General features: G+C 36.7%; 10 protein-coding genes and 1 riboswitch. All 10 genes read right to left on the reverse strand.

From position 1 onward, the window contains the following. Positions 1 to 3: 3 nt before the first annotated feature. The 10 genes from BTR34_RS04410 to BTR34_RS04455 all read right to left on the reverse strand — a co-directional run bounded on the left by BTR34_RS04410 (position 4) and on the right by BTR34_RS04455 (position 14274). Positions 4 to 2094 carry a HEPN domain-containing protein gene (locus tag BTR34_RS04410; protein WP_068482066.1) on the reverse strand — a complete coding sequence of 697 codons (2091 nt, stop codon included), beginning with the start codon at positions 2092 to 2094 and terminating at the stop codon, positions 4 to 6. Between the two features lie 112 nt (positions 2095 to 2206). Next, a complete protein-coding gene (locus tag BTR34_RS04415) occupies positions 2207 to 3454 on the reverse strand; it encodes a sulfate adenylyltransferase subunit 1 (protein WP_068482063.1) in 1248 nt (415 codons plus the stop codon). A gap of 82 nt (positions 3455 to 3536) precedes the next feature. Next, positions 3537 to 4487: a sulfate adenylyltransferase subunit CysD gene (gene cysD, locus BTR34_RS04420; protein ID WP_068482062.1), complete on the reverse strand. Its 951-nt coding sequence runs from the start codon at positions 4485 to 4487 to the stop codon at positions 3537 to 3539. A 48-nt stretch (positions 4488 to 4535) separates the two neighbouring features. Further along, positions 4536 to 5159, reverse strand: a complete 624-nt coding sequence (locus BTR34_RS04425; RefSeq protein ID WP_068482059.1) for a phosphoadenosine phosphosulfate reductase domain-containing protein — start codon at positions 5157 to 5159, stop codon at positions 4536 to 4538. Positions 5160 to 5173: 14 nt separating this feature from the next. Next, positions 5174 to 5437, reverse strand: a complete 264-nt coding sequence (locus tag BTR34_RS04430) for a DUF2061 domain-containing protein (protein WP_068482056.1) — start codon at positions 5435 to 5437, stop codon at positions 5174 to 5176. 200 nt (positions 5438 to 5637) lie between these two features. Then, positions 5638 to 6048: an RrF2 family transcriptional regulator gene (locus BTR34_RS04435; protein WP_068482053.1), complete on the reverse strand. Its 411-nt coding sequence runs from the start codon at positions 6046 to 6048 to the stop codon at positions 5638 to 5640. 102 nt (positions 6049 to 6150) lie between these two features. Continuing rightward, complete coding sequence (locus BTR34_RS04440; protein ID WP_068482050.1) at positions 6151 to 7323, reverse strand: trans-sulfuration enzyme family protein; 1173 nt, start codon at positions 7321 to 7323, stop codon at positions 6151 to 6153. A gap of 54 nt (positions 7324 to 7377) precedes the next feature. Further along, a complete protein-coding gene (gene thrA / locus BTR34_RS04445) occupies positions 7378 to 10764 on the reverse strand; it encodes a bifunctional aspartate kinase/homoserine dehydrogenase I (RefSeq protein WP_068482047.1) in 3387 nt (1128 codons plus the stop codon). Positions 10765 to 10891: 127 nt separating this feature from the next. Further along, complete coding sequence (locus BTR34_RS04450) at positions 10892 to 12166, reverse strand: O-acetylhomoserine aminocarboxypropyltransferase/cysteine synthase family protein (RefSeq protein ID WP_068482044.1); 1275 nt, start codon at positions 12164 to 12166, stop codon at positions 10892 to 10894. 117 nt (positions 12167 to 12283) lie between these two features. Continuing rightward, a riboswitch (SAM riboswitch) is annotated at positions 12284 to 12387 on the reverse strand. A gap of 264 nt (positions 12388 to 12651) precedes the next feature. After that, positions 12652 to 14274 (reverse strand): sulfatase family protein, encoded by a 1623-nt coding sequence (locus tag BTR34_RS04455; RefSeq protein WP_068482041.1) that lies wholly within the window; start codon positions 14272 to 14274, stop codon positions 12652 to 12654. Positions 14275 to 14313: the final 39 nt, after the last annotated feature.

The following is a 14313-nucleotide window of genomic DNA, read 5'->3' on the forward strand; positions in this document are numbered from 1 at the left end:
CGTTTATGCTTCTGCTAATTCTTGTTCCCTAAATTTTGCTACTGTCTCTAAAAACACCTTAGCATCTTTTATATATGAGGCTGCAAATTCTTTTGTTGGTTCATTCTGATTTAACTGAAGCACCAATTTTTCGAATCCGCCTGCAACAGCAATTCTACCATCGGCAACAAATTTCTCATCAAAATCTTTAATGATACTTACATGGGTATTCACTTTTGTATTCTCTGATGTCAACATCGCTTTCGCCGAATTCACCATGGAAGAATATGCGTGATAGATACTTGCAGACCACTTTTCAGCATCGAACATATCTTGTGCATTCTGTATTTTCTCTTCGCTTTCAAAAAGAAGCGTCGCAATTAAGTCAATCACCACACCAGCACATTCACCTACACCAATTGCTTTTTCATAACGTTCTGTATTTCCCCAGTCAATAAAATCTTCCGCCGTTAAATCATCTACAGATGAAAGTGGCGTTAGAAAATCGTAGAAATACATTTGCCCTTTTTCTGCGTAGTAATCTGGGAATGATAAATCACCACCGTTAGCATCAAAATCATTTAAAATTAAACGTAATGCTTCGGGACCTCTTTTACTTGGTACTTTTACTACTTTATCAGCAAAACGACCTTGTCCGTTACCATCATTACTACCACCCAACAATACTTGTAATGCCGGAGCAACTAATTTATCTTTTGTACGAACGGACATTCCTTGGAAACCAATATTTGCCATATTGTGTTGTCCACATGCGTTCATACAACCACTGATTTTTATAACAACATCTTCGTTATTAATATAATCAGGGTATTCTGTTTTTATAACTCTTTCCAGTTCTTCTGCAATACCGGTACTACTTGCTATACCTAAGTTACAGGTATCCGTACCCGGACAAGCAGTAATATCCAATGCCTTGTTATAGCCTGCTTCAGCAAAACCTAACTTCATTAATTCCGTATAGAAAAATTCAACATTCCCTTCTTTTACGAAGGGAATTAATATGTTTTGACGCAATGATAATCTTAATTCACCCGCTGCATATTTTTGTACCAAATTCGCTAACAGACGTGCCTTATCCGTATAAAAATCACCAAGTAACACTTTAATACCCAAAGCAACATAACCTGGTTGTTTCTGCGGAACTACGTTTGTAGATTTCCACTGCTCAAACTCTTTTGAGTCCGCTATTTCAACTGCAGGAACTTTTAAATCCGATACTTTTGTTTTAGGATAGTCTTCTGGATCAATAGGAAACGTATCGAAAGGAACCGCTGTTTTTTCTGCAGCCAACAATTCTTTGAATCCGTCCAAGCCTAAATCTTTCAACAAAAACTTCATTCTTGCCTTTGCTCTACTCTTACGTTCACCATAACGGTCAAAAACACGCACCACAGTTTCCATTAACGGAATAATCTGATCGGCAGGTAAAAAGCTATATAATTCATCAGCATGTCTTGGCTGAGAACCTAAACCTCCACCCAACATCACTTTAAAACCTACTTCTCCATTTTCGATTTTAGCGATAAAGCCTAAATCATGCATGTATGAAAGTCCTGTATCTGCATCACTCGCTGAGAAAGAAACTTTGAACTTACGCCCCATTTCTTGAGAGACAGGGTTTCTTAAAAAGTATTGAAATAATGCATGTGCATATGGTGAAACATCAAAAGGCTCATCGACATCTACACCCGCAGTTTCACTGGCCGTTACATTACGTACCGTGTTACCACAAGCTTCTCTTAACGTGATATCGTCTTTCTCCAATTCCGACCATAGCTGGGGAGTCCTATTTAAATCCACATAGTGAATCTGAATATCTTGACGTGTAGTAATATGTAATCTACCGGTAGAATATTCATCGGACACATCACAAATACGTAGCAATTGTTTAGAAGTCACCTTACCATATGGCAACTTAATACGGATCATCTGAACCCCTTCTTGACGCTGACCGTATACACCACGAGCCAAACGTAGGCTTCTAAATTTCTCCTCATCTAATTTGCCGCCATGGAACTCATGAATCTTGCGTTCCAGTTCTAAAATATCTTTAGCAACTACTTGATTCTCTATTTCTGTTCTAAAACTCTGCATGCTTCGGTATTAAGTATTCAGTACTATGTACTGAGATGTATTATTACTATATTTTGCCTATAGATTTTATAGACTTATTAAAAACAGCCAATATTAAATTGACCTTTTCTATTTAACTAATGAAACCAGCCCCTACGGTACTATTCGATTTCGTATCAATCAATATAAAAGAACCGTTTGTTCTATGATTCTTAAACTGATCGTAGAAAATTGGCTTATTTAAACGGAAACTAACCTGGGCAATATCATTCATACCCAATGCATCTGTTTCTGAATCGATACCTGAATAATCAGGAGCTATCTTATGATGTACCTGTTCTACTTTTGCCAATACTTTATTAACACCATGTTGAACAACATATTTATTCCCTGCAACCAAGGGCAATGAATCCATCCAAGAAATGGTGGCCGTAAATTGCTTATCGATCGTTGGTAAATCATTAGCCTTAACTAACATATCTCCACGACTTAAATTAATTTCATCCTCTAAAGTGATGGTTACCGATGACCTCCTAGATGCTGTTTTGTATTTTTTATCGTGGAAATAAATTTCTTTTATTGTGGAACGTGTTTGCGAAGGAAGCGCAACTACCTCATCACCTACACTTAACTCGCCACCATAAACCTTACCAGCGAATCCTCTAAAATCATGATGCTCATCTGTCTTCGGGCGGATCACATATTGCACCGGAAAACGTGGCGTACCAACATTGAAAATATCTTTTCTATCTAAAGCCTCAAAATGTTCTAACAAAGTTGGTCCGGTATACCAAGGTGTCTTGTCTGTTTTATTTACTACGTTATCACCTTTTAAAGCACTTACAGGAATGAAAGTTATTTTCTGATCTTGATAATCTCGTTTCGCCATCAATTCCTCAAAATCTGCTTTAATAGCATTGTATTTTTCCTCTGAATAGTCCACCAGATCCATCTTATTAATAGCTACTACAACATCTTTAATACGTAGTAAATTATTGATGAAAAAGTGTCTGTTCGTCTGTTCTATTACACCCTTACGAGCATCAATCAATATAATTGCTGCTTGAGAGGTAGATGCACCTGTAACCATGTTACGGGTATATTCTACATGCCCAGGGGTATCTGCAATTATATAACTCTTCTTTGCTGTAGAGAAATAGATATGGGCAACGTCTATAGTAATACCCTGCTCACGTTCTGCCACCAAACCATCTGTCGCTAAAGAAAAATCCAAATAGTCGTATCCCTTTTGCTTACTGGTCTTTTCTATTGCTTCTAACTTATCGCTGGTCAATGATTTTGTATCATACAGTATTCTACCGATTAAGGTACTTTTACCATCATCTACACTACCTGCTGTTGCTATTTTTAGTACTTCCAATTTCGTTGTTCGTTGTTGGTTGTTCGTTGTTGGTTTTGTTCGCTATTTACTATCAACGAACAACCAACAACCATCAACCATATTAAAAATATCCTTGTTGTTTTCTTTTCTCCATTGCTGCTTCAGAACGTTTGTCATCTATACGTGCGCCACGCTCTGAAATAGATGAATCTCTAATCTCCTCTACTACTTTATCAATAGATTCTGCATCTGAAAGTACTGCTGCCGTACATGACATATCGCCTACGGTACGAAAACGAACCAATCTTTCTTCTACAATCTCATTTTCTTCTCTAAATACAATACCGTCTTCTGCAGACCATATCATACCATCTCTTAAGAATGTTTTACGTTTGTGTGCGAAATAGATAGAAGGAATTTCAATTTGCTCTTCTTTGATATAAGACCATACGTCTAATTCTGTCCAGTTAGATATTGGGAACACTCTTACATTCTGACCCAATTCTATTTGTCCATTTAACATATCGAATAACTCTGGGCGTTGGTTACGCTCATCCCACTGTCCGAAATCATCACGAACTGAGAAGATGCGTTCTTTAGCACGAGCCTTTTCTTCATCTCTACGTGCACCACCGATACAAGCATCGAACTTAAATTCTTCGATTGCATCTAATAATGTTGTTGTCTGCAAACTATTTCTACTTGAGTATCTACCTGATTCTTCTTTTACCTTACCCTGATTGATAGAATCTTGCACATTACGTACAATCAGCTCCAAGCCTAACTCTTCTACCAATCTATCTCTAAACTCGATAGTTTCAGGAAAGTTATGACCTGTATCAATATGCATTAATGGGAAAGGAATTTTTGATGGCCAAAATGCTTTTTGCGCCAAACGAACCAATGTAATCGAATCTTTTCCTCCTGAGAACAAAAGAACCGGCTTCTCAAACTGAGCGGCAACTTCCCTTATGATATAAATAGCCTCATTTTCAAGCGCATTTATATGGGAAGTATCTTTTAAAAGTTCTAGGGATGGTGTTACTTCCAGTTCCGTACTTGTATTACTCATTCTATATTTTCTTAGATAAATTATCTTATTCTTTTCTACGACCTTTGATTAACTATGCAATCCGCATTCTCTATTTTCTAACACCTTAGTTGGGTCAAAATAGTTATGCTCGTTTGGTAGCTTATATTTTCTTAAATAGGCATCTAATTGTGTATCGTTCCAATGGTAAAACGGACTCACCTTTAAAACGCCATCCTTGCTTAGACTTAAAATATCTAAACTATCGCGGTGTGCAGTCTGCCCTTTTCTCAAATTCGTAAACCAAACATCTGGCTTAAATTCTGCCATGGCCCTTCTAAAAGGCTCCAACTTTACTTGTTCTGTAAACTCGGCATGTTTAGGGTCATCAATTTGTGGAATACCCATTACAGCATCTCTATGTGCAGTAGTTTGTTTGGGTACAAACAATTTTACGTTCAAATTCAATTTGCCGATTATTTCATCTGCATGCTTGTACGTTTTCGGAGTATTGTAACCCGTATCGCACCATACTACAGGTATATCTTTTCTCACCCCAGAAACAGCATGTAAAATTGCTACTTCATACGGCCTGAAGTTTGTAGTTACTACGGGAGTGGTTGCATGCTTTACTGCCCAAGAAATAATCTCTTCTGGCGGAATACCTTTAAATTGAATGTTCAACTTCTGAACCTGTGCTTCTGTCAATGCCATAATCCTTTTCTTTATTATTTACCCCACTTAATTAAATTCCAGATTCTTTCGTGAAAAAAGTACAACACCATTTTCGTTACAAAATCTATAGATGCAATTGAGGCAGCAAGTGATATTTTGCCAGTTAGCAGGTATGAAATAACCAATGTATCTAACGTACCGATAACTCTCCAACTGAAAGCCTTTGCCACACTACGCAATGGCTTCTCTGACGTCTTATCTTCTTTATAGGTCGTTTTAGACTCTTTTTTATTTAAAATAAGTTGATCTGCAATCATCTTTTCCTTAATTTTTATTACCCTACTAATTTAATAGAGTTTTCAAAAGTAATATTATTTTCCAAAGTAGTCACCCTAATTTTAGATAAATTTCATTTACCCTATAGATTTAGTAGATTATCAAAAAATGGGTGTGAAAAATTAATAATTCGCAATGTATTGAGGTACTGCAAATTACAAATTGAATTAAATGATGGAATTTATGAGATAATATCCCTCAATGTATTATTTCGATAGACATCTAAAGCACTATCACGAACTTGAAGCATTAATTTATGAACGGAACAGGTAATTTCATCGGGACAATCATCACAGGTTTCATAAAAGTTCAAACTCACGCAAGGCACCATGGCAATTGGTCCTTCCAAAACCCGCATGACATCGGTCATTGAAATTTCCTCAGGTTTTCTTAACAAGTAATAGCCACCACCTTTTCCTTTTTTAGAACCTAAGAATCCTGTTTTTTTTAAACTTAAGAGAATACTTTCCAAGAATTTTTGAGAAATGTTTTCCTTTTCCGCTATTTCTGAAATTTGAATAGGTTTCTTCTCTGGCTGTGCCGCTAGGAACGCCAGTGCTTTTAAACCATACTTTGTCTTTTTCGATAGCATGATGCTAAGATAGCTAAATATTAAAATATTGAAAGACTTCAATTATAAATACAACAATGCCCGGTGTTTACCAGGCATTTTATTTTTTCTGCTATTTTAAAGCTATCCGAGTGCTTGAGTGATATCTGCAATGATATCATCTATATGCTCTAACCCTACCGATATACGAACCGTTCCATCGGAAATACCTACTGCCGCACGTTCTTTAACACTTAGTTTACTATGTGTTGTAGATGCCGGATGCGTTACTATAGTTCTCGAATCACCCAAATTTGCTGAGAGGGATAACAATTTAATAGAATCAAAAAACTCCCTACCTGCATCTAAACCACCTTTTACTTCAAAGGCTACCACGCAACCACCAGCTTTCATTTGTTTTTTGGCAATCTCATATTTAGGGTGCGATTTTAAGAATGGATATTTTACCCAATTAATATTCTCGTGACCTTCTAAAAACTCAGCTAATTTTAAAGCATTTTCACAATGTCTATCTACACGAATTGCCAGGGTCTCCAAACTTTTAGATAGTATCCACGCATTAAATGGTGATAAAGCGGGACCAGTTATACGTGAAAAACGGTATACCTTATTCATCAACTCCGCACTACCTACGGTTATACCTGCCAACACCCTACCTTGACCATCCATTAGTTTTGTGCCAGAGTGAATTACCAAATCCGCACCAAACTTAATGGGTTGCTGTAAATAAGGTGTAGCAAAGCAATTATCGATGACCAGAATTAAATTGTTCTTTTTTGCAATTTTACCCAGCTCTTCTAAATCTAACACATCTACACCTGGATTCGTTGGAGTCTCTGCATAGATAATTTTGGTAGTCGGCGTTATCATACTCTCGATTGTGTCTAATTCATCAATCTTAAAGTACGAATGACTAATATTCCATTTCGGAAAGAAATTGGTGAACAATGAATGTGTTGAACCAAATATGCTTCTTGCCGAAAGTACATGATCTCCACTATCTAACAATGCCGCTAAAGTTGAAAAAACCGCTGCCATGCCCGATGCAAATGCAAAGCCGCTTTCGGCACCTTCCATTTGGCACACCTTATCTATAAACTCAGATGAATTCGGATTTGAATATCGCGAATAAATATTTCGGTCTTTTTCCTCTGCAAAGGACGCACGCATATCTTCAGCATCTTCAAACACAAAACTTGAGGTCAAATACAAAGGAACGGAATGCTCCAAGTTCTCACTTCGTTTTAGTTGTGTGCGTATAGCGTTCGTTTCAAATTTAATGTTATTCTTGTTCATTTTACTATTTCTTCTCTTTTCGCATTTCTACTTTTTTGTACTTTGTACTTTTCACTACCCTTTCTCCGCAATCCTTAATATATCTCCAAATACACCTCTAGCCGTAACTGCTGCCCCTGCACCTGCACCTTGTATTACTAACGGATTTTCTCCGTAAGATTCCGTATAAATCTCTATAATGGAATCCGACCCTTTTACCTGACCCAAGGCACTTTCTTTTGGCACAGATATCAATTTTACATCAAGCACACCTTTTTCCTTTTGAAGATTTCCATGCAAATCGCCCACATAACGTAATACGTGATTTGGTTTCTGATTCTTTTTGATTTCATTAAACTTAGCATCTAACACCTCTAAATTCTCTAAAAAGAAGGCTACTTCTCCGACTTGTAATTTCTCTGGTATAAGATTATCTATATTGATATCAGCAAACTCATTATGCAGGTCTAATTCTCTTGCTAAGATCAATAACTTACGCCCCACATCATTTCCCGATAAATCTTCGCGAGGATCCGGTTCTGTAAATCCTTGTTTCATCGCATCTTTTAATATCGATGAAAATGGGACATCTACTTCGGAGAATGTATTGAATATATAACTTAACGACCCTGAGAACACTCCTTTAATCCTTGTGATATTTTCTCCCGATAAATGTAATAACTTAATAGTATCTATCAACGGTAAACCTGCGCCTACATTGGTTTCGTACAAGTACTGCTTTTGATTTTTCTGTAGTTCTTCTCGCAATAACTGATAAAAATCGTATCGTAAAGTATTAGCTATTTTATTTGAGGAAACAATATCAAATCCGCGTTCTACGAATTCAAAATAATTAGCCACAAAATCTTTACTTGCCGTATTATCAATAACAATTAGGTTTTCTAAATGATGATGCTTTGCAAAATCAAAAGCATCATCAACTTTATACGACTTCCCTTTTTGTTTTAGATTTGTTTTCCAATTTTTGGTAATTCCTTTTTCATCTAACAAAATCTTTTTAGAGTTTGCAATCCCAAATACGCGTAAATCTAATTTTTTACGATCCTTGATTGTTTTGGCTGATTTAAGAATTTGATCAATAAGCGTTCCTCCTACATTCCCATGCCCAAAAATCAGAATATTTATTTTCTTACTAATTCCGAACACCTGTCCGTGCATTACGTTTACCGCCTTGTGTAAATCGGCTTTCTTAACCACCAAACTTACATTCTTGCCAGATACAGTATTATTAAATAACAAAGGCACAATCTGGTTTTTAATTAATGCATTAAACGGATTGTGGAACGTACTTAGATCTTGACCTACTATAGATATGATAGACACATCATCCATCACCGTAATCATATTTATATCTTTAGATTCAAAATCAGTACTAAATTCATTCTCCAAGGCCAGTTTTGCTCTCTTAGCCTTGTCTTTCTTTACGACAAGACCAATTCCTCTTTCCGAAGAACCTTGAGAAATAATACTCACACTTATATTACTCGTTTGTAATGCTTTAAATATTCTCGCATCTACACCTACTTTTCCTAATAATCCACGACCTTCAATATTGATCATGGCAACATCTTCAATTACAGAAAGTGATTTAATACCTTCTTTGCTCGATTTTGCGCTTATTAATGTTCCTTCGTTAACATCGTTATAAGTATTTAAAATACGAAGCGGAATGTTCTTTTCTATTAGGGGAATAATTGTTTTAGCATGCAAAATAGTTGCTCCAAAATTTGCCAATTCATTAGCCTCTGCATAAGACAGATTTGCTAGTTTTTTGGCTTCTGGAACATAATCTGGATTAGCTGTAAAAATTCCGTCTACATGTGTATAATTCTGTAATTCTTCAGCATCTAAAAAGTTCGCTAAAAGTGCAGCAGTATAGTTGCTGCCATTTCTTCCTAACGTAGTTGTTTCTCCATCTAAGGTTGATGAAATAAAACCGGTAACAACTGCTACGGTATCTTTAGGAATTTTATCAAACTTCAGTAAAACTTGCTCTTTAGATTCTGCCTCTAAAACTTTAGCATCACCAAAAGAGTTATCAGTTTTTATTACGTCACGGGTATCTACGAATACTGCTTTTACTCCTTTTCCTATTAATAACTTAGTAACCAACTTTGCAGAAATAAGTTCACCATAGGCAAGAACTTCGTCTTTAATTTTAGCACTATAATCACCCAACAAAGAAACTCCTTCATACAACTTTGCCAAACCTTTAAATTCTGCCGACAAATTAACATTTTTATAAGATTGATTTTGATACTTTTCTAAAGCTTCAAAGTCGGCCTTATAGTCTTTCCCCTTCGCAGCTTTTTCTAAAATAATCTCTAATTGATCTGTAGCTTTTTCTCTTGCCGAAACAACTACGGCAATACTCTCATCATCCTTTACCTTATTGGAAATAATATCTAAAACACGCTCTAATCCTTCACCATTGCTTAATGACTTACCACCAAACTTCAAAATCTTAATTTTCTTGATTTTACCATTGGTATTAAAAATACCGGTCAGCAATTTCTCCATTTGGCCAAACTCTATCAAGAATGCATCATGCCCATGTAACGACTGTACTTCGCCATAGGTTACATTGCTTTTTGCTTGCGCTAATTGTTTAAACGTATCCTTATTTTCTTGTGCGGTAAAGAACATATCAGAATCTACACCGATAATATGAATGTTGGTATCACTATTTTGTAGTTTGATAAAATTCTCATCACCACTTCTAGTAACATCAATAGTCTTCAATAATTGATTCATTAGTTTATAGGCCGATAACTGAAAACGCTCTTGAAGCTTATCGCCATGATGCATTAACCAGCTTTCTACATTAAAAACCTTAAGCTCTTCGTTGGTACTTCTTTTAAAGCGTTCTTTGAAGGAAGCCGGAGTTCTATAGCATAACATGGCGTGCATACGCGCATCATGAACCGGTTGTTTTGAGTTTACCAAAAACTGCTCTTGGATCTGACAATTGGCAATAAGCCAGTCGGTCGATTTCCAATCGGATGCTACAGGTATCAAATGTTCTGTCAATGTAGGCTGTAATGCTGCCATTTCCCAAGCGATACCACCACCTAAAGAACCACCGATCAAAGCAAATAAACGGTCAACCTTTAACTGCTCCAAACCTAACAAGAACATTCTAGCTACATCTCCTGCTACAAAATCCTTATAATTCTCTATCACGAACTTATCATGACCGTTACCGGGAATATTGAAGGCCAAAATGGTATATTTTTGGGTATCGATACATTTTTCATCACCTATAAGTGCTGACCACCAACCATTGTCACCAGTAACATTAGAGTTCCCGGTAAGAGCATGGTTCACCAAAATTATTGGCGCTGTATGTAGCTCTTTTCCAAATACCTGATAAGACAATTGAATGTCTTGTGTGGCACCACTTAGGGTCTTGTATTTTTTAATCTGTAATTGATGTAACATTTATTTAAAAATCAATTTATGGCTTCGGCTACGCTCAGCTACCATATGTAAATACTCTATTCTTAAACAATCGGTGACTTCGGTTTCGCTTAGTCTCCGATTGTTTCAACTTTGCTCAGCTACCTATTTAAAGACTTGCAAATGCTTGTTCCAAATCTGCTTTTAAGTCTTCAATGTCTTCAAGACCAACCGACAAACGAATTAGATCTTGACCTACACCTGCGCTATCTTGCTGTTCTGCCGTTAATTGTTGGTGCGTTGTACTTGCTGGGTGAATAATCAATGATTTGGTATCCCCAATATTCGCTAGCAATGAAAATATCTTAGTAGCATCGGTAACTTTTTTAGCAGCTTCAAATCCGCCTTTTACACCAAAGGTAACCAATCCGCTTTGTCCTTTTGGCAAATATTCCTTTGCTAATTCGTTGTACTTATTACTTTTAAGTCCCGGGTAATTTACCCATTCAACTTCTTTTCTACCTTCTAACCAAGTAGCTAATTCCAATGCATTTACACTGTGCTGCTTAATACGTACAGGCAATGTTTCTAAACCTTGAATAATTTGAAATGCGTTAAACGGGCTCAATGCTCCACCGAAATCACGTAAGCCTTCTAAAATTAATTTGAAAGTAAACGCTGCAGCACCTAATGCTTCGCTATACACCAAACCATGGTAACCTGCAGATGGTTCTGTGAACTCAGGGAATTTTCCGTTGGTCCAGTCAAACGTACCAGCATCAATAATTGCTCCGCCTAATGATGTTCCTTGCCCGCCAATATATTTGGTCAATGAATGAATTACCAAGTTAGCCCCGTGTTCAATTGGATTTAATAATGACGGGGTAGCTACTGTATTATCAACTATAAATGGTACACCTGCTGCTTTGGATTCTTTTGAAATCGCTTTTAAATCCAACACATCTAACTTCGGGTTTCCTAAGGATTCTACAAAAAATGCTCTTGTATTGTCCTGTACCGCTTTTCCAAAATTTTCAGGTTCAGATGCATCTACAAATGTTGTTGTGATACCTAACCTTGGCAATGTCACATTCAATAAATTAAATGTACCTCCATACAAACTGCTCGACGCTACAATGTGATCACCAGCTTTCAACAAGGTCAATAAACCTGTTGAGATTGCCGCTGTACCCGATGCAAAAACTACTGCTCCTATCCCGCCTTCTACCGCAGCTAATCTATCTTGTAGAATTTGATTGGTAGGGTTATTTAACCTAGTATAAATAAAACCTAATTCCCCAAGAGAGAATAAGCGTGCCGCATGGTCCGTATCGTTAAATACATACGATGATGTTTGGTAAATAGGCACTGCTCGTGTTCCCCCATTTGTAGTGGTGTCGTGACCTGCGTGTAATGCGTTTGTAGCTAATTTGTGATTACTCATGATTTTGTTGTTTTTAAATATTAATTAATAATTAAAAGCCAAACCTTGACCAGCATAATTTGCAGGTAGGTAAAATCAAAAAGTTATAAGAAAGTAATATCGAAGAAAATTCGATTACTGTTATCCATCCCCTAAGGGTAGAATGTAGCACCTTCTTTGTGATGAACAAAGGGTTGCTAAGGTTTCAAAGGGTCTAATCCCTCCACCTTTCTTGATAACTATTCAATAAGTGTTTGAACTTTAAGGTGCAAATATAAGGGCAGAATATTTGAAAATCCTAGTATTTTATGAAAAAAATATAATTTGAGGTTGTGTTGTTATTTTTCTGTGAGTTTCAAGAAAACTAGAAACCTGATCAACTAAGAGGTTCTCGATACACTTTGAATCTAATTAAAAAATTAGATTCAAAGCACTCGAACTGACATTTTTTTTTCCAACAACCAACAACTAACACTTGTGCTGAGCGTAGCCGAAATAACCAACAACTAATCGATCATCCCAGCACTCTTGTACTTTTTTATGTACTTCTGATCTTGCTCCGGTGAATCTTTATAATATTTACGCATTTCAACTAAATCTTTCTTTAGTTTTTTTACGGTGTCCGCATATGCAGGATCATTGTAGACATTGTTCATTTCATTTGGGTCTTTCAGCCTGTCATACAATTCCCATTCGTCAACATCATAGTAGAAGTGTGCGAGTTTAAATTCTTTGTTTACTATACCATAATGGCGTTTTACCATATGTACGGATGGATATTCGTAATACTGATAATACACCGCATCCCTTGTCCAATTGTCTTTTTCTCCTTTCAATAGCGGAATTAAACTCTCCCCTTGCATATCGTTTGGCGGTGTGATACCTACCGCCTCTAACATGGTCTGTGCAAAATCTAAATTCTGAACCATTTCATTCTCTACCGAACCAGGTTTTACCACATTTGGCCAACGAACCAATAACGGAGTTTTGAAGGATTCATCATAAATAAATCGCTTATCGAACCAACCGTGTTCCCCTAAATAAAATCCTTGGTCCGAAGTATAAATTACAATTGTATTTTCTGCTAATCCGCTTTCATCTAAATAATCTAGCAATCGACCTACATTGTCATCAACCGAAGAAATACTACCCAAATAGTCTTGCATATATCGCTGGTATTTCCATTTCATTTTCTCGGTATCGTTCATCTTTGGCCAATTGTTATAGAAGAAGTCATTAATGGAGTCTAATACCGGATCATACAACGCCTTTTGTTCTGCCGTAGCACGGTTATACGGACCATAAAAGCTATTTGGAAACTCTTCCACTACAGGAAAAACCTTTCCTTCCATTTTTGCCAACGTCTCTGGGCGTATTTTACTATCGTGACTATACATCATATGTGTCAACAAATTCATCTCTGCCGTTTTTGCGGCTGAACCTCTATTGCTATAATCATCGAAAAGTGTTTCTGGTTCTGGGAATGTTTTCTGTGTAAACTCCTTGAACTTATCAGGTCTTGGCCACCAAGGTCTATGTGGTGCTTTGTGTAAATACATCATCATAAATGGTTCGTCATCTGCAGCTTCTTTCTTTAACCAATCTAAAGATACATCTGTAATAATATCGGTTACATACCCTTGCTTGGAAATGGTATCGCCATTGGTGACAATAAAATCAGGATTGATATAATGTCCCTGACCCGGCAGTATCATAAACTCATCTACCCCTTTAGGGTTATTACCAAAGTGGAGCTTGCCGAACATAGCAGTTTTATACCCATTCTTTTTAAATATCTGTGGAAAGGTGACTTGCGTGGTATCGAACGGAAAGTAATTATCTACTTTCCCATTAATATGTGTATGCTTGCCCGTTAATATTGTTGCCCGTGATGGTGCACAAATAGAGTTAGTAACGCTCGCATTCGTAAACAACATACCTTCTTTTGCCAAGCGATCAATATTAGGCGTACTAAGTAATTTATCATCATACGCGCTAATAGCTTGGTAGGCATGATCATCTGACATGATGAAAATGATATTCGGCTTTTTCTTTTTGCTTTTTTGGGCTTCGCCATTGAATGGCAACAAGAACAAAACTCCTGTAACGATTAAGATTAGTTTTTTCATTTTGGTTGTTGTTTGATGAGATTGATTGGTATTAAAAGT

It is taken from the genome of Maribacter hydrothermalis (assembly GCF_001913155.1).
GTDB classification, from domain to species: Bacteria; Bacteroidota; Bacteroidia; order Flavobacteriales; family Flavobacteriaceae; genus Maribacter; species Maribacter hydrothermalis.